The organism is Fusibacter sp. (assembly GCF_057447755.1).
Genome location: NZ_JBVBZF010000001.1, coordinates 20,585 through 41,071, shown reverse-complemented (window position 1 = coordinate 41,071; position 20,487 = coordinate 20,585). Strand labels below are relative to the sequence as shown.

Here is a 20,487-nt window from a genome sequence, read left to right as displayed (position 1 = left end):
TGGTTGTGGTTTGGGCTATTTATGGATATTTAGAACGAGGGATTACTTTCGACCCGGAAGACGTGTAAGTTGAGGTTTTTTGGATTGTTTTCGTTGAACATTATTACTATCATCAAGTGTATCTGCAATACGTTCAAGTAATTGTACCTGCTCTTCAACTGTAGTACCTTGAGTCTTTTGGTTTTCGATCATTTGTTGAAATATCTCATTCATACGGTCAGCTTTCGCTTGTCGTTGAGCAACAGTTTCAGCAGCTGCCTTTTTCATTTCGGCTTTAAGTTCTTCAAGTTTAGTAGCCTGATCAGGTTTATCACCATTAAGTTTAGATTCTTTAATTTGGGCTTGACGTCTTGCTAGAAATTCCTGACGTGATTTTTCTTCAGCTGCTTGAATTTTTTGTTGTTCTGCAATGTCTAATCTACGTTGAGCTGCATCACTACCCATCCAAGAAAGAGCAGTATCAATTGTACCACCTAACGTATCGCCAAAACTGATGAAGCTTTCAGGATCTGTTTCTTCCCAAGTATCTTTAATAGCAGTTCCAATCGTATCGCCTATTTTATATCCAACATAGCTTACTAAGCCAACAGCACCAGCACGACCAATTTTCATACCAACACCTTTTAAATTGTTGACTAGTCCACCACCTGCTGCGGCACCTCCTCCACCTCCGCCACCAAGACCAGGAAATATTTTACCTAAGCCAAGTGCACCTAAAAGACTTCCAAATAACCCACCAGCGCCACCACTAAGTCCAGTTAATGCAGCTGTTCCAATACCTGATGCGGCAGCACCACCTGGACCTTTCATTAGTGCAGCAAATTTATCTACACTTTCAGAAAATAAAACAAACTTTTCACCAGTCATTCCAATAGTGTCACCAAATTTACCTAATGGAGAAAAGGCTTTATTCATTGCAAGAATTTGCTTATCTGTCATATCATCTTGCTTTCTACCTTCGGCAACACGTGCTTGGGCTGCAGCTGAATCTAGACCAAATTGTTCTTGCATGTTTGTTTTCTGCATCAATGCTGATGTAATTAAATCACCTGTAAATGAACTTTGAGATTTAGCTGTTTTATCTGCAATCTGTTGTTGAAGTTCAATAATACGTTTTTGAACCTTTTCACGTTCTTGGGCATCTTTAATGTAAGGTTCACGCATTTTCAATTGTGATAGTTCTTCACCTTGTTTGCCCATTCCCATTGCTGAAGCAAAAGCACGAGTTCTAATAGATTCTTTTAATCTTTCGAGTGGAGACTTGGCTGCAAATTTTGAAAACTGTTTAGCCATTTCTTCTGCGGCTTCGGCGGATAAGCCCATCACTTCAAGTTCACGACGACGCTGACGAACAGAATCGATAATACCTTTTTGTTCTTTAGCACCCATACGAACACGTTGAGCGGTTAAAGCATTATCTTTTAATAATCCTTTCGTATAGTCACCAAATGCATCTGCAGTCATACCAAGTTGATATTTGAATCTCATTGCCATTAATGCTTCTTCATCAATCGCTTTAGCATTATCCATAGAGGCTGAGCCCATTACACGAACATTCGAAGTATATCCTGCCAAAACACGACTACCTGCTTCTAAACCACCAGCTAATGCTGTGAATGAATCTCTTAATGCAACAGTGCGACCAGGCATATCAGTTGGAATTTTACTTAGAATCGTTTTGGCTTGATCAGCAGAAAATCCCAATGCTTGAATTGCTTCAGCTGTTGGTTTAGATCCACTACCTACAATTCCAAGCCACTTATCAACACCACCCAAAGCATTTACAGTTTTACGGTTTGCAGCAGCTAATTCAGATAATTGTTCTGGTACCATTCCCATTGAGAAAGCACCAAAGTGAGCTTCAACACCAAACCGATTAGCTGCATCACCAGCTTCTTTTAATTCTTTTCCTAAATGTATTCCACCAACAACAGCTGCTGCACCAATAGACTTAACAAAATTCCATACACCTCTTGCTAATCCACTACTAGACTTATCCGCTGCTTTGGCAATCTTATCACTAGCCTCTTCAAAAGAATCACTAAGCTCATCTGCTTCCTTATTCAAGGATTTCATTGCTTTATTTGATTCTTTCTGAAGTTTTTGTTCTTCTTTTGTTAATTTAATACCTTGTTTAGCTTTATCATTAACAATTGCAAATTTAGCAAAATCTTGTAAAGTATATGTAAATTTAGTCAGGTCGATATTAGCATCTTCTACTTTTTGTTTGAATAATGCTAGAAACTTTTCTTTCTCTAACTCACCTGCTTTCATAGAATGCATTAATGCTGATAATTCTTTTAGACCCTTTGCTTGATCTTGAGCTTTAAATACATCTTCTAGATTCTTAATATTCTCGCTCATTTCACGAACAAATACAGATCCAGATTTTTTCATTGCTGCATTAAGCATATCTGGAACTTTATCGAGTTGAATATTGTCTAGAGTTCCAATTGCTTTGTTAAATTGGGATTGAGAACGTTCAATAGATTTTAATGCTTGTGCTTGACGCATTGTTGCTGCACGTATATTTGGAGCAGCTGTGGGCTGCTGAGCAGTATTTTGTTTTGGCTGTGTTTTATTATTACGCAGTATGCCGTTTAGCACATCACTTTGCTTTCGCAATTGTGATGCAACTTCGTTAAATGCTCGTAATAAGTCGTCGTTTGTAGCAGCCATAATATCTATTTATTAACCGTAAACTACCTTTCAACCCCTGATTTTTAAAGAGGTAAATATGTATACATAATAAAGATATTATAAAGAGGAGAGTAAAATGTCAGAAGACATAGTCCAACCACCTGTGAACCCTTTATTGGAAAAAGTTCGTATTCCAGGAGAAACCTTTAGACTTCCATCTGGGGGTACCCTATATAAAGATGGCGAACTTGCATCGTCTGTAAAAAATGGGGAAGTGCATGTATATCCATTAACTGCCTTAGATGAAATCGTATTAAAGACTCCTGATAAACTATTGAATGGTGATGCTATTCAAGAAGTATTTAGTCGCTGTATTCCTTCAATACTCAAACCAATGAGACTATTCACTAAGGATGTAGATTATCTAATGGTCTGCCTTAGAAAAGTTACATTTGGCGCTGATATTGAATTAGAATACACTCACTCATGTAAAGATGCAAAGAAACATAGTTATATGTTTTCAATCAATAATTATCTACAAAGAGCGAAAACTCTTGAACATATTGATCCAACATCCTATAACTTTACAGTTGGAGATGGTCAGAAAGTAGTAATTAAGCCATTACGATTTGCAGATTATATTCGGGCTTCTCAAATTGATGAGAGCAAACTATCCACACCTGAACAAATTCGTGATTCGATTACTGCATCACTAATTGATGTTATTGAGTCTGTAGATGGCACGACTGAAAGACACTTTATTGCTGAATGGTTAAATGTTATTCCATCACCTTGGATTCATGAAATTTCTCAATATTTAGATAAAGCATCAGATTGGGGTGTTGTATTTGAAGCTCAAATGGTTTGTAAGGATTGTGAGGAAGAATTTACAGCAGCAACACCAATTAATCCATTAAGTTTTTTTTCTTAGTGCTGAGAAGTGGGAATCATACTGAAATAATTAAGATGTTTAATCGTCTTAAACATGATGCAGAAGATATTGTAAAATCTTGTATTAGGCTATCACATTGGTATCATGGATGTTCGTATGATGAGATGTTACTGAAAAGTTACGGTGAACGATATTTGATAGATGAATTTGTTTCAGAGAGACTAAAAGAAATATCAAAAATGCCAAACTTATTATCGTTAATGTAACTTCTCAGCAGTTGAAATAATTACATAACCTTATAGCCATCCTTCCACCATTTTGGAAGAACGTGTGCTGTTTGGTTGTATAAGTATCCAAATGAACCATCGAGGATGTAAGTATTACCCCAATCAGTTGATGATCGAACAATACGTCCACAACCTTGAATTAACTGTATTAGGGCTTGTCGTTGATACCATTCCATCGAAAGGCTCATTCGAGCGTGAATCCATTGATCGCCCAAGTATCCAAAAGGAATCTTTGCAAATATTGCAAATCTCGCTAAATCATCTTTTAAGTCTAGACCTTCGGTACTACTTGGACTAATCAACAAACTGGGTTTTTGACAATCCTGAAATGAATTAATCACTCGATTGCGATCTAAATTGGATTCTGGATTATGTTGAAAAATTCGATGGTGTTTTGCATTTAGCTCTTCAGTTAACCACTCAGCAATTGCAAAATTAGCTGTATGAATTATACCAGAATCGTCTGCATGCATATCCAGTAAATTCTCAATGACTTGAATATATTGAGCCCGATTTGCTTTGTTATCATCTGATTTCCACTGAGCATTCATCTTCATAGTTGGCATATAAAACACGGGTCTATGCTCAATTGGAAATTCAGAGCCAAGTGATAAGAATGCAGCTTCATCTGGATTAATGCCTAGATCACGACAGAAGCCTTTGTGATTTAAAATTGTAGATGACATGAATAGAAATTTCTCAGCCATCGGTTTCATAATTGTATTGAATGACTTAGCTGCAGATAATCTCTTGAATTTGACTGACATGTTATCATGAACTAATACGTACTCAGAAGTTAATGTATTAGGCTGAATAAATTTCAATTCAGATACTTCAGCTAGGTGTTCTTCGGTTTTATTCAAATCACGAAGTAAGTAAATTTCATCTGGAGTTAGATTATGCTTAAGAACTAAAGGCTTACAAATTTCTTCTAAATCAGCGAATGCATCTTCTAAACGAGGCAGGTATTGAGTGACAACCCAAGAATGAGCTGAAGTAATATCTTTGTGCTTTTGCCATTTGACACCCAGTTTCATTGCTTTAGGTCTAGTTATTCCTATAGCATCAAATTCTGTTAGTTGGGATTCCAACACATGGCATTCATCTGCAACTAGCAATTTGCGTGGTTTAAAATGATCTAGGTATGCAAAATGCAGCATTGCTAGTGAGTAATTAAGGACAACATTAGGAGAAACAAGAGCTTTTTGTTTTGCAATTTTTTGTGGGCATGCCTCACATGTAGGTTTTAATAAACTACCTATATCACATGTTGTGTTGTGATTTGCACATGAATAATTTGACTTGCCATATAAAGAAAACAACAAGTCATTGCGAAATGAATTCTCATATTGAGTTTGTAGTATTCTTTGTGGTGTTAGGATAAAAGAATTGCCTTTACTAGATGTAAGATAGCCAGAATATGTCATGCCAATTAAAGATTTACCTGAACCAACAGGTGCTTCAAGGAATAAGTATTTGGCATTTTTAACTTCTTCAGATTCTAGCCACGCAAAAGCCTTTAGTTGGATATCACGAGGTGGTGAGGAAATAGGCCAGTAATCAAGTATATTAGTTTGTAGTTCTTCTTGTTTCATTAAGTAATTATAGCAAGATGTGCTTCGCAAGTCAATCGAAATACTACGTATTTCTCATGACTACTTATCTTTTTCTCTGCTTCGCATTTCTCTTTAAATAGTGATAGTCCTAATCCCCCGTTTAGAAAAATCAAAAAATTTTTCAAGGCGAGCAAACGGTAAGCCCACCTAATGTCCTAACATCATAATGGTTTTATAAAATATAAATTTTAAAGGCATGGTCTCACTCTGCAAGGTTCACTGCCAGATTGGACGTTTGGTTATTTAGTCGCCAACATACACCGATAGTAATAGCATACCTAATTCAACACTCCTTGTATCGAACATCTGGTATCCTGCTAATCTAATAGCCAGGAACACATCCGCTAATTTTTTATTGTTATTTTATAAATGTGGTAAAAAATATTCTTTTATTAATTCTAGGGCTTCTTTCAATTCTGTTTCAGTTGGTTCTCGGTACAAGTCAATACCAGGTACATAGCAGTCATAAAAATCTTCATGTTTCTTAACTCGCATTCCACGAACAACAAATGTTAAAAATTCATTATCTTTTTCTAAATTGCCAGTTGGAAATATATAATTTTCTCTTATTGATCGCAATTTATAGCCTAATAAATCTAATTGCTCTGCAATACTTGGCTCTGAGCTATTTGGACACTTCCCAGTTTTGTGACAAGCTCCAGTACAATAGCATCCACTCATACTGCAACCTCAAATAGTAATCCAAACAAATACATCTTTTCTTGGGCTGACATCGTAAATTCGGTTTCCATATCTGCAATAATTGTGTAAGCCATTTCATCACGCAAATGACCTTGAGCATCTCCAGACCAAACATAGCCTGTATCGACACCATCTAATAAAATTTTTCCATCAACTAATGTAACTTCTCTCATTATTAACTCCAATCATACTCATCTATTTTAAAGGTATCTGATGCATAACTTCGTACTCGTTGTAACGAATCATGCCATCTAGTTTCTAAATCTGGTGTTGGTTTCGGACAAACAAATCGACTTACACCTAGTTGTATTAAGTGAACAGTACAACGATCACATGGCAAATAAGGATAGGCATAACAAGTATAACCTTGCATATCTACATCTTGTGAAAATAATATTGCATTCATTTCACTATGAATAATTCGACTATACTTTTCATTTCTGTCCGAATACCATTCAATCTTATCTTCCATTTCTTGTGGAAAGCCATTGAATCCAACAGAACATACACTTTTGTTGGGACGAACAATAACCGCACCACATTTAGTGCTTGGATCTTTAGACCAAGATGCAACCATCTTAGCCATCTCTAAAAATCGTAAATCCCATTTAGTCATTGTGTTTTTTCATTAAATCAATTAATTCAATATTCATTTTATAAACATTTTTTACCAAATCAAGACTGTGCTCAATCATTTGTCGCTCAGCTGGACTAAAAGTTTTTTGTTCAAGTAGTCGTTCTTGCTCTTGAATTTGTTGTAATAATTCGTCGTTCAATTCTCGCAATTCATTGCTCATCTTTTTCATAATTAATCCGGTCTACTGGTAGGTTTATATACACCTTTTCCAAAAATTCGAAATCCTCCAGAAGGTGTAAGTATTTTCTGTAACTCTTCCTTTTTACATTCAGGGCACGTTGTTAATGCCTCATCTTTCATGGATTGACGAATATCAAACTCGTGTCCACATTCTTTGCAACGATAACTATAAGTTGGCATTAAATTGTTCCTCCCATTAAGAAGTATGCACCTTTTGAAATTAGCTTTGGTCTAAGACCACGTAGATCAACATATACACAAGCGATATCTATATAGCCTGTTTTTGTTTGTCGATCTAAATAATATAAACATTCACGGACAGCATTTGGCTTATATCGTTGTATTTGCCATTTAATGCAGTCTGGATGTTCAATCACAGTTGAACATGCTGCAATATCAATAATTTTTCCATGCTCAGCAATCATTTGATCAACAAGAAATTGTCGTAGTTCCGAAAAATTCTTAAACTTCATAATTTTTTGTCGGCTGAAAATGTTAAAGTAATTTCACTTTCGTCTGTAAAACATGACAAATCAGCCCACTCGGCTGCAAGAAGATTGCAATCAACAAATACGTAGTCATCTACTTGTATGTTTATATCAAATGTTGATTTAACTTGTTCATACATTAGTACTTTTATAAAGTCTTGAATCGCAGGAATATTTCCTTCAAATACTAATCCAAAGTGCGTAATTTCACCATAGAATTCCATTCGACGTGCTTGCAACTGTAGAACAGGTGTAGCATTAGAATCAATTATTACCTTTAACATTATTTAACTCCTAAATCGGCTAACCAAAAAGCATCAGCCATATCATCTAATCCAGTCGTTTTCTTTACCCCTAAATCAACCAAAAATTTATTTTTTATATGGGGTGGTAAAGCATTTATCATATCTTCTTTTTTAGTAGTCTTCCCACCATTACCAGTTGCATACTTTTTTAAAGTAGTTGGAGCAATAATCTCAACAGGTACTTGCAAACCAGCAAATCGTAATTGTGTTACGACTGTAAATTGTAGTCCACCAAGATCACGTGTTGCATTTCCACGTGAACCAAACGCTAACCCTTCAATATATACTTTTTCAACGTGATGTATCTTCACAAGCTCACAAATATGTTGAGAGATATCCCATGCACGTTCAAAAATATCTTTGTTGGTATCTGAACTATACTTTTCATAGTGAATCATATTTGGATTACCTTTCTCCAAGATCACTATACCAGATTTTGTGTAACTTTGATCTAAACCCATTACTATCATAGCCACCTCCTTTAGGGACTATTTACAAGGGTTTAGTCTTAGGTTACTAATTTATATTATCAATCTTCTCAACTAAATTTTTATTAGTAATCATTATATCAAAACCTTCAGCTTTTAGATTTTGATAAAAATCACTAAATTCTAAATCAACTTTGTAATTTTCAAACATCATGTCAGGGCAATCGATTGTAATAACTAATCGATCGTTCGGTTGCATCGATAATACATTAAACGATACTGCATCGGTCATAACTAGTATTTCGACATCATGCAATTGTTCAAAATTACGTAAATTATCGTTTAATGTACGTAACATTTGTGCTTGAACAGGAGGTGAGTGTTTACCTGCTTTCAATGTTGCTAGTAAAATATCACCTTTATCGAATGACATTTTGTCTAATTCAAATTCTAAATCATCTAATTTCATTATGTTTCCTTAATATATGAAAAACCTTTTTCTAATTGTATAATTAAACAGTTATCAAAAGCAGCCCCTAATTCATCTCTATGAGAAATAATATACAAATTTAATTGTTCTTCACGAGCTTTTGTCTTGAGTAATTTTGCAGCCATTTGAATACCAAGTGTATCTAAGCCAATATCAAGTACTTCATCAAACATGATAATATTTACACTTGTGTGTAATGTTTGAAGCACATCGCGAAATGCAAAGGATAATGCTAAATTAACACGTGCTTGTTGACCAGCTGATAGATTACCAAAATCTAATTGTCGACCAAATTGGGTAATCTCAGCTTTTAAATCTGTTGTAAATCGTACTGTATGTCGTAATCCAAGTTTTGTCAAGTATTCTTGTAACCTATTATTCAAAAATGGTAGGTATTTGTTTAACAGTGTTTTACGAACAAAACTATCTTTCTTGGTTAATAATTTTAATAAAAATTTCTGATGTTCTAATTTTTTAGTTAAAACATTCATCTCTTCATATTCTAGTGGATCTAATTCGAGTTTTTGTAACTCTTCAAGAGATTCGATATGAGGATTAGGCATATTTTTTAATTCTTCAATTCGATCCAAAATATTCTGACTTTGGTTTTTGATTTCAATTAGTTCTTCTAAATTGTTAACCGAAATCTCACCTTTTAATTTTTTATGATTTTTGGTTGCTGTCTCTAAGGATTCATCAACAATATCTAAATGTTTTGATAAAGCATCAATTTGATCTTGAGCTGTATCTACAATTGTTTGCTCTTCAGCAATTTTGCTTGGAGCATCAGCAAACTTTTGTAAACAGTATGGGCATTTTTCATCAACTAAGTGTGTAATCTTAGTTGAAGCTTTTTTAAGCTTTTTACTTTGAATACCTATTTCTAATTCAATTTGTCGTTGCTCATCAATGCTAGTTCGGATATAAGAATCAACTTCAGCTAATTGATCGTGAAGTTCTCGTTCATGATCAAAATCAATATCAACAATTCGGTTTAATTTATTTTCAAGAGTTTGAATATCATCTTGACGTTGGTCTTCCCAGTTATCTAATCGATTTTGGGCTGAAGTTAATTGTTGATTGTGTCGATCGTGTTCGCGCTTGACTTGCTGCAAACGAATGTTAATTCGTTCTATATCACTTTCAGTGTCGCTCATTCGTTTCTTCAAAATATTAGCTTTATCAGAAAGAATAGTCAAACCAAATAGATGTTCAATAATATCACGTTGGTTTGTCTGAGTAGTGTGATTCGATGGTAATTCTAGAAATGGTTGTTTGGATGCTGAAAATACAACAACTCTTGTAAAAAGGTCAAATGGAAAGCCAATAATTTTTTCAATTAGAGCATTGGTATTACCGATACTATCGGGTGTGATATCATCATTATCTTCGTCATCTGCATCTTCATTAAATTTTGCACTCCCTTTGTGTTCAAACAATTTAACATAATTACCTGCAGCCCCAGCTTTCATTTTTCGACAACGACAAATTTTATAATAGGTTCCATCTTTTTCAAATATAAGGGACACTTCCATGTGCTTTTTGTTGATATTGTTTACTAGATTTTCCTTGGAAATATTTGAGACAGCTTTGTCATATAAAGCATAAACTAATGCATTTAATATAACAGTTTTACCAACACCATTCGCACTTCGACCTTCAGATGTATTATCCAAATCTTCACCTAGAATAAGTGTAGTTCCAGATTTATCTAAATTGACAATCGTAGTGTTGTTTCCATAACTAAGGAAATTTCGAATTGATAGACTAATAAAACGAATCATGCTTTTAGTGCGTTATATTCTTCAGTTAAGACAGTGTTATCAATATGATCAGATTTAATTTCACCTAACATTTGTAAAACTAATTCATTTACACTCTTAAGAGAATTTGTGTCAACTGTAGTTTCAGTCTCAGATAAAGCATTTGCAATCTCAGGAGACTCTTCCATTGTAATTTCACGAAGTTGATAATCATCATGAAACTTATCTTTTAAGAAAGAATATTCCTCGAAACTGATTGGAATGTCCACAACACAACGAACACGAGCTTGTTCTACAAGTTGGACACTTTTATCAATGATGTCTGACAATGTTGTTTTAATATATTTGGGACATTCAACCCAATCATAAAATACTGGTTCTTTTTCAATATAATCATAGACCATCATACCACGATTAAAATCACCAGCATCACCGTAATCCATTGGAAAAGTGTTACCAATATAGATAACATGTTCTTGAATTTGGCGTTTGTGAAAGTGACCTGAAAAAATAAAATCAGGTCCAACATAATCTTTTGCTTCTGGTCCTGTAGGCATTCGCATATCTGCACCTGTAACAACAAAACCTCGAAATTCAAAATGCCCAGCCCAAGTATTAATTTTTTTATGTTTTTTTAGCTGAGGATATTCTTGATGAAATAGAAAGGGACATAATAATAACCCACCATGAACATTATCTTTAATAGTTAACTCTTCAATAATTTCAAAATTATCAAATTCATGATAAGCCATTAATGAGTGAGTTTCACGGGTGTGTCTGTGATATAGATCATGATTACCAATAATAAAATATACTGGTAATCCAAGGTCATTAAGTTTTTTTGCGGCTAAGTAGGCAACTTTCATTGTAGCAATATTAATAGCACTACGATTTTCAAACCAATCACCCATGAACACAATATGATCTATTTCAGGATCATCCTGAACATTTTCACAAAACCATGTGATATAGTTCATACAGTCTTCATTATGGAGATGACTATTAGCCTTCTTTCCAAAATGTATGTCCGAAAAGTATGCACCCTTCTTAAGAAGGGGATGAGAATTTTTACTCATTGAACACCTTTATTATTGTTATTATACGTGTTTTTTAATTACGTATTATCGGACTCATCCCTGGATAAGTCAAGCCCATCTTCAACGATAATATTCTCACTTAAATCATTTTTTTGTTCTTGTTGGGCTTGTTCATATTCCGTCATATAAGTGTATGATGGTGAATACCCACTCTTAACAAGCAATTCATCGCGAATATCACGTTGACGTTTTTCTTGATTCAAGTATTGTCGAAAGGAGTTTTTAATACATTGAGTATAATATGCAAATGGATTTTGGCTTTTTTCAGGATTAAAAGTAGACCAAGTTTTAACCAACATATACATTGCAAAACTCTGCATATCATCATTAAAGGTGTAACCTGCAAATTGTCCACGTTTTGCATAACGTGCACACAATAAAACTAACATGTGGGCTAATTTGTTTGTCATTTCGCCTTGAGCTTTACTTGTGATGACTTCAGCTAATAGATCTTTGTTGTTTAAATAATTGGTTTTTCTCTTCTTTGGCGCAGCTTTCTTTTCAGTAGTTGTGGTTGTGGTACTTGCCATTGAACTCTCCTGTTACCCTAAGCATATTATATATGGTTGAGGGCCGTATATTTTTATTTTATTTTGGTGACTATACCCCGTGTTTTGCCGAAGGTCAACACTATATAAATACAAATTATAAAATTCACTAATTTTGAGGAGATAGTGTGAAAACGCTAAAATTTTTATACGAAGCAGCAAAACGCCCAAGAAGTCAATTGGATATCAAGACTGGAGTGTTTACGTTTGGTCGATTTAACCCTCCTCATATGGGACATGCTAAACTAATTAACCAAGTGAAGCAATATGCAAAGATGGGCGATTATTATATCTTTCCATCTAAAACTCATGATAAAAAGAAAAATCCACTTGATTTTAATACTAAGATGCAATTCTTAAACGAATGTTTCCCTGATACAAATTTTATAGTTGAAGAGAGTATTCGAACACCATTTGAGGCTTTTGAATGGCTAGTTGAACATGGGTACAGTGATTTAACATTTATAGTTGGGGCTGATCGTGTTGATGAATTTGAACGTCGTTTAACACCCTTTGCACAACAACATATCGAAAACTTTAAAATAGTAAGTGCTGGATATAGAGATCCAGATGCAACGGATGCAGCTGGAATGAGCTCGACTAAGGCTCGTGATGCTGCTATTCATGAAGATATAGGGATGTTTCGAGCAGCAACGGGTTGGACTGGCGCATTTGCTCGTCGTTTAATGTATGCCGTTAAAAAGGGATTAGGAGTATAAAATGGCTTTAGGTGGAAAGTCTCCAACAAGTGAGACTACAGAAGATAATCCATTCAAAATTCGATTGGTTGGATCAAAAACAGGATATCGTGTTGTATTTCGCGTAGTTCCAGATTTTATTGAAAATAGAAATGTAAATTATAAATCATTGGATCCAGTTCATATGCCTGGAAATATTCAAACATTTCAGTCTTCATCGTCACGAACTTTTAATATTAGTAACATTAAAATTGTTTCACGAACTATAGCCGAAGCTACGTCCAACTTGCAACTATTAAATACAATGCGTGGTTGGACGATGCCTCATTTTGGTAAGGATGTAAGTGGGGGTAGTGAAACAGCATTTGGTGCACCACCAGAAGTTTTGTATTTGTCAGCCTTTTCGGATGCTAATTCACGTGGACACATTTATAAAGTTCCTGTAATAATTAATCAATTAAGTATACCATATCCAGCTGATGTTGATTACATTGCAACATCTACAGGTGAACCCTTTCCAACAATAATGACAGTTGATATGAACTTAACAGAAACTCATTCCCCAACAGCTTATTCAAATTTTGATTTAGCAGCTTACCGTAAAGGTGACTTGACAAACTTCTAAGGATAGATAATGGCAAATTCAACAGATAAACGAAATTCACGTTATGTGCAAGGTGGAGTGACTGATCGATATAGTCAACGTCTAGGTTGGTGGGAACGTAATATTTTTGAATGGCAAGATGATGATGTTGTGATAGAGATTACTGCTGAGTATCATCAACGCCCAGATAAAGTTGCATACGATATGTATGGAAACAGAGATTTAATTTGGTTAGTTTTACAGTATAATACAATCTTAGATGTAACTACTGAATTTGTAGTTGGGAAAACAATTCGACTACCAACACAATCCCGTACTTCACGTGAAATTCTAATTAGTTCGACAGGTGGAAATAAAGTATAATGTCAAAACCAAAAAATCTTTTAGCAGACTTTAGAACATATTCATATCATCATATTCTTGCAGTATGTAAAAACACAAGTGTTGCTGAAAGTTTAGTCAATTCAAATAGATTTGATTCAAGTGGAAGTGGTTATAAGATATTAGTTGATGGTCGCAAGAATGCCCGTTTTGTTGCCAATAAGGTAAAACTGTCAACTGTTATAGCACCTAATATTCCTGGTGAACATTATTCAGGTACTATTATGACTGAAGGTGAAGTTGTTATCCAAGAACCTCGTGGTGTTCGTTTCTTAAATGAATTAGAAAAGGCTTATACAGAATTTGGTATTGATTCAACAAGTGCAGTGTATGTACTAAAAACAATGTTTGTTGGTTATACAAAAGATAATCAACGTGAAGAAATCAATAATGTCCCAGCTGCAATGTTCATTCTGTATGATCTAACGGCCAATTTCGATATTACGGGTGCAACGTATAATATTCGTTTTGCGCCACTTGTTAATGGTGCAGCATTTATGCCATCATATAGTTCATCAATCCAAAACATTGCAGCTCTGCGATTAGAAAAAGATGCTACGATCAAAAAGGCTATTGATACGTTGCAGTCAACATTGAAATTTGCATATTCAGAATTTAAAGAATGTATTACAAATGAATTAGGTGATATTGAATTTAAAGAAGTAGAATATCTATTTGATCTAAAAGATCCATACACAAGCGATGAATATAAAATTGATGCAACTAAAGATCAAACAACTGATACTGCAGAAAATAATCCAATAATTCGATTCGGAAAAAATGCTACGATCGAATCGGCTATTGAAACAATAATGAATGCATCAAAGAAAGTTCTTGATGAAGGTAACGCAAAAGACCGATATTCTTTTAAAATTAATTCTGTTGTTGAACCAAAAGATGATAAAGTAACTATCACCTATGTGATTAATCGATATAAAGTTCCTATTTCAGTATTTGATGCTCTATCTACAGGACAATCTATCACAGCTGAGCCTGGAAATGTTTTAGAACTTGATTATATTTTTTCGGGAAAGAATGTTGATATACTAGACTTTGATATTAAAATGGCTTTAGGCATAGTCTTTATTTCAACACTAACACCAACAAATTCTGTTGCAGATACACCAAAAGACCATAATTCTGATAATAAGCCATCTGCAACTCAAGCAACTGTATCACCAAATTCAAAGAATCGAAAAGTGGTTCTACCATTTTCAAATGTTGATAAAACTACTTTAGCGAAACATTCTAAATATCCAACTTCGTCAGCAAACTTTCAGCAAATGCTGTCTCGATTTGCTGGTATAGAAGGACTAGATGCATCTATTACCATCGCAGGCAATCCTGCAATGATGGCAAATTTACAGCGTCCACCATCAAAAGCAAAAAACAATGAAGCTGTAGAGTTTGGTGAAAATGGTGGAATAATGAAAAATTATGATACAACACCAGCATTGTGTAAAGTAAACATCTTTATGCCTGCAACAGATTCAGTTACTGAGTTCGACCAAGAGCCTTTTTGGTATCAAGGTTATTATTATATGTTTGGTGTAGACAGTTTATTTGAAGATGGTGGGTTTACACAAACTATTGAAATGATAAGTCTGCCTGTTGATTTTCAAATCCCTAACAAAGAAAAAGAAAAAGAAAAGACTAAACCTGGAAATGGGGCAAAAGATCAAAAAACACCACATGATGGATCATCCTCAGGTACGAAGAAAGAAGATTTAAAATCAGGTGATGTTGTTAGTGATGCTAATGCAGATCCACAACAGTCAGGATGTTAATATGAGCATATATAATGAAATTTTTGATGATGTTAGTATGGAATATACTAATATGACAATTGGAACAGTTGTTGATGCTAACGACCCACAACAGATGGGTAGACTACGTATTCGCTGTCCAGGCTGGGGTGAAACACCTGATAAAAAAGTAGCTGAATTACCATGGGCATTATATATTACACCATTTGGTGGAGCAAATGGTGGTATTGGGCGTGGACCAGAAAAGAATCCCACAAATTCAAATGATGGTAGTGTCGCATATGGTTTATGGGCTATTCCAAAAGTAGGTGCACAAGTTTTGGTGGCTTGTCTTGATGGCGATCCAAACATGCGAGTTTGGTTGGGTTGTATGTATGATCAATTTACACCACACACTATGCCACATGGTCGTTTTAATGGTGGTGATAATTTACAAGGTCCACATTCTTCAAGTGGTAATTTTGTTCAACCATATTATGATAATTTGAATATTGCTTTTAATGATGAATTGGATTCTAAAGAGTTTCGTACTAGAGCAGGGGACTATACAGTTGCAGGTGTTCAAGAGCGAAATGTAAAAATAGCTGAAACTTCTCAAGCTGATGACAAAGAAGAAAAACATCGTCAAGGATATGAAATTTCACGTGCTGAAAGTAATCATACTTCTGATTACACAGACAATAATTACGATTCTCAGGTCTATAGTCTAACAACTCCTGGATTTCATGCATTATCAATGGATGATAGAAAACAGAACTGTCGTATTAGAATCCGTACCACATCAGGCAATCAAATAATTCTTGATGATTCTAATGAACGAATTTATGTTTCAACTGCAGAAGGGGCTAGTTGGATTGAAATGGATTTGAATGGTAATATTGACATCTATTCCGAACGTCGAATTTCAGTCCATGCTGAGAATGATATCAATATTACATCAGATGAAAAGATTAGAATGTATGGTAAGAAAGGTGTACATATTCAAACTGACGAAGAATTTCGTTTGAGAACAAAGAAAGACATCACAATAAAGACAGACGAAAAGATTCATGCGTACTCGAAAAAGGATATGAATATTGAATCAAAGGAAAAAGTCTCATTTAAAGCTGCAAAAGAGATGAAGGTTGACACAAAAGCCATGAATATTCAAGGAAGTAGTGATGTTAAAATAACTGGTGGAAAACTAGACTTGTTGGCAAACGGTCCTTTAACAATGACAGGTGCACCATTAAACTTAAATGGTCCACCTGCAGCACCAGCATCGCCGCCATCCCTAACAGAGCCAAATGATGCGAATTTACCAAATCGTGAGCCAAAACATGAGCCTTGGCCACGCGTGATGTATAAGAAGAAGTCTGATAAAGACAAAAACCCTGAACAAGAAGTGGAATTTGAAAAGGACAGTGATTCAGTTGGTAAAATTGAATTGGGTGAAGATCAAGATAGAGGTGATAATTGGCACCGATAAATTCACCAGATACCCTCCAATAAATACTGTAATTGGAGATTAATATGACACTTTACAAAGGGTTTTCAACATTCGAGTTTCAGTCCAACGGTACATTTAAAGTTACCGATATTGAAGCAGTTAAGCTTGATTTGCTTAATCATATATTCACTCGACGTGGTGATCGTGTGATGATGCCCACCTTTGGAACGTCTATTCCTGATATGGTTTTTGAACCTCTTGATTTAGAAACCTTGGATACCATTCGTTCAGATCTTGAAGAAGTGTTTCGATTTGATCCACGTGTAGAATTGTTAACGATGGATGTGCGTCCAACACCAGACGAGAATGCAATTACTGTTGCAGCAAAACTACGTTATATTGAATTAAATATCGTTGATACAATGAATCTGAATATTGAATTAGAAGGTGGCCAATAATGAGTAGATTAATATCTCGAGCTGAGGGATTTGAAGCAGCATACGAAGCATTCCAACAAGTTAATTTTGCTGCATTTGACTACAATACGATCAAGGAAAGTATGATTCAATACATTAAGTTGTATTTTCCTGAAAATTTTAATGATTATATTGAGTCTAGTGAATTCATTGCAATATTGGAATTATTTGCTTATTTGGGTGAACTATTAGCCTATCGCATTGATATTAATGCTCATGAAAATTTCTTAACAACTGCTCAACGAAAACAAAATGTATTACGTTTAGCAAAATTAATTTCTTATAATCCTTCACGTAACTTACCTGCACGTGGATTAGTCAAATTAACATCGGTTAGTTGTTCAGAGTCTGTAATTGATTCTGAAGGGGTAGATTTACAAAATCGTGTTATTATTTGGAATGATCCAAATAATCCAAGATGGAAAGAACAATTCATTTTAGTTATGAATCGTATCATGGAACAAAATTTTGGTACTGTTGCACCAAATGATCGTATCCAAGTTGATGACGTATTATTTGAGCTATATCAATTAGAAAATGTTCCATCATCATTAACAAATGGAGTGTTAAACTTTAATGTTAGTGTTTCAGGTCAGACTTTGCCAATGGAATTAGTTCCCGTAACTCTAGAAGATACAGGACCAGTCGAAAGACGTCCTGAAGTAAACGCATCATTCTCAATTTTATATGGAACAGATGGTCTCGGAGATTCTTCCGATACAACAGGTTTTTTCGTCTTTGCAAAACAGGGAACATTACAATCTGTAGACTCTTCTTTTGATGGTATAACTCCAAACCAAACCTGGAGTGTTGATAATACAAACATTAATGAAATTGATACATGGTTGAATAATATTGATCCAGATACTGGTGAGACATTAGCTGAATGGGAAAATGTTGACAAAGCTCATGCCCAAAATATTATCTTCAATACTAACACAAATCGTCTTAAAGTTGAAATTGAATCTCTTGAAGATGACAATGTTCGGCTTGTATTTGGAGATGGTGAATTTGCAGATGTTCCATCTGGAACATTTAGATTTTGGTTCCGTACATCTATAAACGATGATATAGTTATTCCCAGAAATGCTATTAACAATGTTGATGCATCATTAACATATTTAGACAGTGATGCAAACTCACAAACATTTACGTTTACTTACTCATCAATTGGTACCATGCAGAACTCTTCTGCTTCGGAAGATATCGAGCATATTCGTCGAGTAGCCCCTGCAGTTTACTATTCGCAAGATCGAATGGTTAATTCTCGTGACTACAATACGTTTATGTTACAAGATCCTTCAATTGTTAAAATGCGTGCGGTCAATCGCACATTTGCTGGAGAGTCTAAGTATATTACATGGAATGATCCTAGTGATGTTTATCGTAATGTTAAGCAGTTTGGTGATGATTTAGCCATTTATTATGAGCTATATCAAGAAGCTGAAAATGTTTCAAACGTTGATCCAGAAACATTTTTAAGAGGTGTTATTGAAGCTTCTTTAGTACAACTAGAAGTATTTTTATCAATTGCTCTGTTAGATTCGAAGAAGATTACAAAAACATTTTTAAATGCTGAATTTGCAGCAATGCAAGCTGTGCTAGATGCAATGGTTATTGGTGAAGTTGTTTACATTGAACATTATGAAGATTCGGGTTTGTGGTGGCATGCTGCAACAACTCCTGTTAATGTAAACAATGTTATTTTTAAAGTTGAAAAAGTAACAGCACAACAATATACCATTACAACATATAAAACACGTATGATTGCAGAAAGCACTGATACAGATTTTTGGCATACAAATAATGGTGATACTACATTAACATATGATTCTATGCTTTCCAATGATGATGAGATGATTGTATTGAAGGCAAACGTTGGTGCTGATGGTACAGTTCTAACAAGTAACATTTTATTTGAGTCTCTAAGTCGAGTTGCTTTACCATCTGGATTAGATAGTAAACATAAATTGAAAATTATTCCAAATGATACGAATGAAGATGGTATTCCAGATGGTGTTGATTTGGCATCGCTTGTCGATCGTGAATTTTTAATTATAGCTGATGGGGCAGCAATTTTACAATTAACAGAATCATACGTAGCTGGGTATGGAGATTTAATTTCAATTGAAAATTTAACCCAGGGATGGACTTACACCATTAATGATATTATTGAGGGTACTGAAGGTGATGTAGTTAGTTCAGTTAGTTTCAGTGGTATTGATAATGCTGCTCCTGTGTTAAATGATTTACTTCGAGTTAAAGTTCGAGATTTTGTATATTTTTATCGTGAAACAGCATCAAGCGAATGGACTCCAATGGTTACAGAGCCTAGTACGTTAGCCCTATTTGCAGCTGATGTTGAAAAAGTAGCTTTACTAAAAGATGGGTCTGGATCTAATCCAGATGGAAATTATAAACGCCATCGTGGACGCAGTGATCTGAATTTCTTATGGACACATTTCACATCTCGCTATAATTTAGTTGACCCTGCTACATCAAATATTATTGATATGTTCATTATTCCAAAAGCTTATTATTCAAATTACAAATCATATTTGAATAAGGTAAGTACTATTCAACCTGATGAACCTACACCTTTTGAACTTCGCAATACGTATGCTTCACTGTTGGAAAACAAGATGATTTCTGACACAGTTGTATTACATCCAGGTGTTTTCAAAGTACTTTTTGGTAGTGATGCAATTGCCGAACTTCGTGCTAAATTTGTTGTAGTCCGATCTTCAAATGGTAAATTAGCAGATAACCAAGTTAAACTAAAAATGGTCACAATTATTAGAAACTTTTTTGATATAACACAATGGGAATTTGGAGAAACGTTTTATTTCACAGAATTAGCGGCTACAATTCAAACTGAACTAGCTTCAGAAATTGATTCTGTTGTATTAGTTCCATTACAGGAATCTAATGTGTTTGGTGATTTATTTCAAGTCTATGCTCGTGAAGATGAACTATTCTTACCCAGTATCACTGTTGATGATATTGAAATGGTGGATTCTTTCAATTCTACTGTACTCAAGCAAAACCGATAACCCTGTA

At 34.7% G+C, this 20,487-nt stretch carries 22 protein-coding genes; 8 read left to right on the top strand and 14 right to left on the bottom strand.

Going from position 1 to position 20,487, the window contains the following annotated elements:
• Positions 1 to 42 precede the first annotated feature (42 nt).
• Positions 43 to 2,679 (bottom strand): hypothetical protein, encoded by a 2,637-nt coding sequence (locus tag AC220I_RS00155; RefSeq protein ID WP_486721810.1) that lies wholly within the window; start codon positions 2,677 to 2,679, stop codon positions 43 to 45.
• A gap of 97 nt (positions 2,680 to 2,776) precedes the next feature.
• On the opposite strand from AC220I_RS00155, the gene AC220I_RS00150 reads away from it, so the two are divergent.
• Positions 2,777 to 3,571 (top strand): T4 family baseplate hub assembly chaperone, encoded by a 795-nt coding sequence (locus AC220I_RS00150; protein ID WP_486721809.1) that lies wholly within the window; start codon positions 2,777 to 2,779, stop codon positions 3,569 to 3,571.
• A 247-nt stretch (positions 3,572 to 3,818) separates the two neighbouring features.
• On the opposite strand, the gene AC220I_RS00145 is transcribed toward AC220I_RS00150, so the two are convergent.
• The 13 genes from AC220I_RS00145 to AC220I_RS00085 all read right to left on the bottom strand — a co-directional run bounded on the left by AC220I_RS00145 (position 3,819) and on the right by AC220I_RS00085 (position 12,055).
• Positions 3,819 to 5,414, bottom strand: a complete 1,596-nt coding sequence (locus AC220I_RS00145) for a helicase C-terminal domain-containing protein (RefSeq protein ID WP_486721808.1) — start codon at positions 5,412 to 5,414, stop codon at positions 3,819 to 3,821.
• A 384-nt stretch (positions 5,415 to 5,798) separates the two neighbouring features.
• Positions 5,799 to 6,116 (bottom strand): hypothetical protein, encoded by a 318-nt coding sequence (locus AC220I_RS00140; protein ID WP_486721807.1) that lies wholly within the window; start codon positions 6,114 to 6,116, stop codon positions 5,799 to 5,801.
• On the bottom strand, positions 6,113 to 6,310 hold the full coding sequence (locus AC220I_RS00135) for a hypothetical protein (RefSeq protein WP_486721806.1): 198 nt from the start codon (positions 6,308 to 6,310) through the stop codon (positions 6,113 to 6,115). Before AC220I_RS00135 ends, AC220I_RS00140 begins: the two co-directional genes overlap by 4 nt.
• 2 nt (positions 6,311 to 6,312) lie before the next feature.
• Positions 6,313 to 6,753 carry a cytidine/deoxycytidylate deaminase family protein gene (locus AC220I_RS00130; protein WP_486721805.1) on the bottom strand — a complete coding sequence of 147 codons (441 nt, stop codon included), beginning with the start codon at positions 6,751 to 6,753 and terminating at the stop codon, positions 6,313 to 6,315.
• Positions 6,746 to 6,943: a hypothetical protein gene (locus tag AC220I_RS00125; RefSeq protein WP_486721804.1), complete on the bottom strand. Its 198-nt coding sequence runs from the start codon at positions 6,941 to 6,943 to the stop codon at positions 6,746 to 6,748. Before AC220I_RS00125 ends, AC220I_RS00130 begins: the two co-directional genes overlap by 8 nt.
• Before the next feature lie 2 nt (positions 6,944 to 6,945).
• Entirely contained in the window at positions 6,946 to 7,134 is a 189-nt protein-coding gene (locus AC220I_RS00120) for an FmdB family zinc ribbon protein (RefSeq protein WP_486721803.1), read from the bottom strand.
• A complete protein-coding gene (locus tag AC220I_RS00115) occupies positions 7,134 to 7,427 on the bottom strand; it encodes a hypothetical protein (protein WP_486721802.1) in 294 nt (97 codons plus the stop codon). The genes AC220I_RS00120 and AC220I_RS00115 overlap by 1 nt, the downstream gene beginning before the upstream one ends.
• Positions 7,424 to 7,726: a hypothetical protein gene (locus AC220I_RS00110; RefSeq protein ID WP_486721801.1), complete on the bottom strand. Its 303-nt coding sequence runs from the start codon at positions 7,724 to 7,726 to the stop codon at positions 7,424 to 7,426. The genes AC220I_RS00115 and AC220I_RS00110 overlap by 4 nt, the downstream gene beginning before the upstream one ends.
• Complete coding sequence (locus AC220I_RS00105) at positions 7,726 to 8,217, bottom strand: crossover junction endodeoxyribonuclease RuvC (protein ID WP_486721800.1); 492 nt, start codon at positions 8,215 to 8,217, stop codon at positions 7,726 to 7,728. The genes AC220I_RS00110 and AC220I_RS00105 overlap by 1 nt, the downstream gene beginning before the upstream one ends.
• Before the next feature lie 46 nt (positions 8,218 to 8,263).
• The gene (locus AC220I_RS00100; RefSeq protein ID WP_486721799.1) at positions 8,264 to 8,644 is read right to left on the bottom strand and encodes a hypothetical protein; all 381 of its coding nucleotides are present in this window, start codon (positions 8,642 to 8,644) and stop codon (positions 8,264 to 8,266) included.
• Positions 8,644 to 10,449, bottom strand: coding sequence for a hypothetical protein (locus AC220I_RS00095; RefSeq protein WP_486721798.1), 1,806 nt, complete (start codon positions 10,447 to 10,449; stop codon positions 8,644 to 8,646). The genes AC220I_RS00100 and AC220I_RS00095 overlap by 1 nt, the downstream gene beginning before the upstream one ends.
• Positions 10,446 to 11,504, bottom strand: a complete 1,059-nt coding sequence (locus AC220I_RS00090; RefSeq protein ID WP_486721797.1) for a metallophosphoesterase — start codon at positions 11,502 to 11,504, stop codon at positions 10,446 to 10,448. The genes AC220I_RS00095 and AC220I_RS00090 overlap by 4 nt, the downstream gene beginning before the upstream one ends.
• A 38-nt stretch (positions 11,505 to 11,542) precedes the next feature.
• Positions 11,543 to 12,055: a hypothetical protein gene (locus tag AC220I_RS00085; protein ID WP_486721796.1), complete on the bottom strand. Its 513-nt coding sequence runs from the start codon at positions 12,053 to 12,055 to the stop codon at positions 11,543 to 11,545.
• A 146-nt stretch (positions 12,056 to 12,201) separates the two neighbouring features.
• On the opposite strand from AC220I_RS00085, the gene AC220I_RS00080 reads away from it, so the two are divergent.
• From AC220I_RS00080 to AC220I_RS00050, 7 genes are read left to right on the top strand one after another with little or no spacing between them, the layout of a single operon-like run.
• A complete protein-coding gene (locus AC220I_RS00080) occupies positions 12,202 to 12,792 on the top strand; it encodes a nucleotidyl transferase family protein (RefSeq protein WP_486721795.1) in 591 nt (196 codons plus the stop codon).
• Between the two features lies 1 nt (position 12,793).
• Positions 12,794 to 13,396: a hypothetical protein gene (locus AC220I_RS00075; protein ID WP_486721794.1), complete on the top strand. Its 603-nt coding sequence runs from the start codon at positions 12,794 to 12,796 to the stop codon at positions 13,394 to 13,396.
• A 9-nt stretch (positions 13,397 to 13,405) separates the two neighbouring features.
• Entirely contained in the window at positions 13,406 to 13,738 is a 333-nt protein-coding gene (locus AC220I_RS00070) for a baseplate wedge protein 53 (RefSeq protein ID WP_486721793.1), read from the top strand.
• Positions 13,738 to 15,543 (top strand): hypothetical protein, encoded by a 1,806-nt coding sequence (locus AC220I_RS00065; protein ID WP_486721792.1) that lies wholly within the window; start codon positions 13,738 to 13,740, stop codon positions 15,541 to 15,543. Before AC220I_RS00070 ends, AC220I_RS00065 begins: the two co-directional genes overlap by 1 nt.
• A 1-nt stretch (position 15,544) precedes the next feature.
• Positions 15,545 to 16,990 carry a phage baseplate assembly protein V gene (locus tag AC220I_RS00060; RefSeq protein WP_486721791.1) on the top strand — a complete coding sequence of 482 codons (1,446 nt, stop codon included), beginning with the start codon at positions 15,545 to 15,547 and terminating at the stop codon, positions 16,988 to 16,990.
• A gap of 44 nt (positions 16,991 to 17,034) precedes the next feature.
• Positions 17,035 to 17,409 (top strand): GPW/gp25 family protein, encoded by a 375-nt coding sequence (locus tag AC220I_RS00055; protein ID WP_486721790.1) that lies wholly within the window; start codon positions 17,035 to 17,037, stop codon positions 17,407 to 17,409.
• Positions 17,409 to 20,480, top strand: a complete 3,072-nt coding sequence (locus AC220I_RS00050) for a baseplate J/gp47 family protein (protein WP_486721789.1) — start codon at positions 17,409 to 17,411, stop codon at positions 20,478 to 20,480. Before AC220I_RS00055 ends, AC220I_RS00050 begins: the two co-directional genes overlap by 1 nt.
• Positions 20,481 to 20,487: the final 7 nt, after the last annotated feature.

Coding starts and splice junctions, on each gene's coding strand:
- AC220I_RS00155 (WP_486721810.1), bottom strand. CDS start 2,679: ATGGCTGCTACAAACGACGACTTATTACGAGCATTTAACGAAGTTGCA.
- AC220I_RS00150 (WP_486721809.1), top strand. CDS start 2,777: ATGTCAGAAGACATAGTCCAACCACCTGTGAACCCTTTATTGGAAAAA.
- AC220I_RS00145 (WP_486721808.1), bottom strand. CDS start 5,414: ATGAAACAAGAAGAACTACAAACTAATATACTTGATTACTGGCCTATT.
- AC220I_RS00140 (WP_486721807.1), bottom strand. CDS start 6,116: ATGAGTGGATGCTATTGTACTGGAGCTTGTCACAAAACTGGGAAGTGT.
- AC220I_RS00135 (WP_486721806.1), bottom strand. CDS start 6,310: ATGAGAGAAGTTACATTAGTTGATGGAAAAATTTTATTAGATGGTGTC.
- AC220I_RS00130 (WP_486721805.1), bottom strand. CDS start 6,753: ATGACTAAATGGGATTTACGATTTTTAGAGATGGCTAAGATGGTTGCA.
- AC220I_RS00125 (WP_486721804.1), bottom strand. CDS start 6,943: ATGAAAAAGATGAGCAATGAATTGCGAGAATTGAACGACGAATTATTA.
- AC220I_RS00120 (WP_486721803.1), bottom strand. CDS start 7,134: ATGCCAACTTATAGTTATCGTTGCAAAGAATGTGGACACGAGTTTGAT.
- AC220I_RS00115 (WP_486721802.1), bottom strand. CDS start 7,427: ATGAAGTTTAAGAATTTTTCGGAACTACGACAATTTCTTGTTGATCAA.
- AC220I_RS00110 (WP_486721801.1), bottom strand. CDS start 7,726: ATGTTAAAGGTAATAATTGATTCTAATGCTACACCTGTTCTACAGTTG.
- AC220I_RS00105 (WP_486721800.1), bottom strand. CDS start 8,217: ATGATAGTAATGGGTTTAGATCAAAGTTACACAAAATCTGGTATAGTG.
- AC220I_RS00100 (WP_486721799.1), bottom strand. CDS start 8,644: ATGAAATTAGATGATTTAGAATTTGAATTAGACAAAATGTCATTCGAT.
- AC220I_RS00095 (WP_486721798.1), bottom strand. CDS start 10,449: ATGATTCGTTTTATTAGTCTATCAATTCGAAATTTCCTTAGTTATGGA.
- AC220I_RS00090 (WP_486721797.1), bottom strand. CDS start 11,504: ATGAGTAAAAATTCTCATCCCCTTCTTAAGAAGGGTGCATACTTTTCG.
- AC220I_RS00085 (WP_486721796.1), bottom strand. CDS start 12,055: ATGGCAAGTACCACAACCACAACTACTGAAAAGAAAGCTGCGCCAAAG.
- AC220I_RS00075 (WP_486721794.1), top strand. CDS start 12,794: ATGGCTTTAGGTGGAAAGTCTCCAACAAGTGAGACTACAGAAGATAAT.
- AC220I_RS00070 (WP_486721793.1), top strand. CDS start 13,406: ATGGCAAATTCAACAGATAAACGAAATTCACGTTATGTGCAAGGTGGA.
- AC220I_RS00065 (WP_486721792.1), top strand. CDS start 13,738: ATGTCAAAACCAAAAAATCTTTTAGCAGACTTTAGAACATATTCATAT.
- AC220I_RS00060 (WP_486721791.1), top strand. CDS start 15,545: ATGAGCATATATAATGAAATTTTTGATGATGTTAGTATGGAATATACT.
- AC220I_RS00055 (WP_486721790.1), top strand. CDS start 17,035: ATGACACTTTACAAAGGGTTTTCAACATTCGAGTTTCAGTCCAACGGT.
- AC220I_RS00050 (WP_486721789.1), top strand. CDS start 17,409: ATGAGTAGATTAATATCTCGAGCTGAGGGATTTGAAGCAGCATACGAA.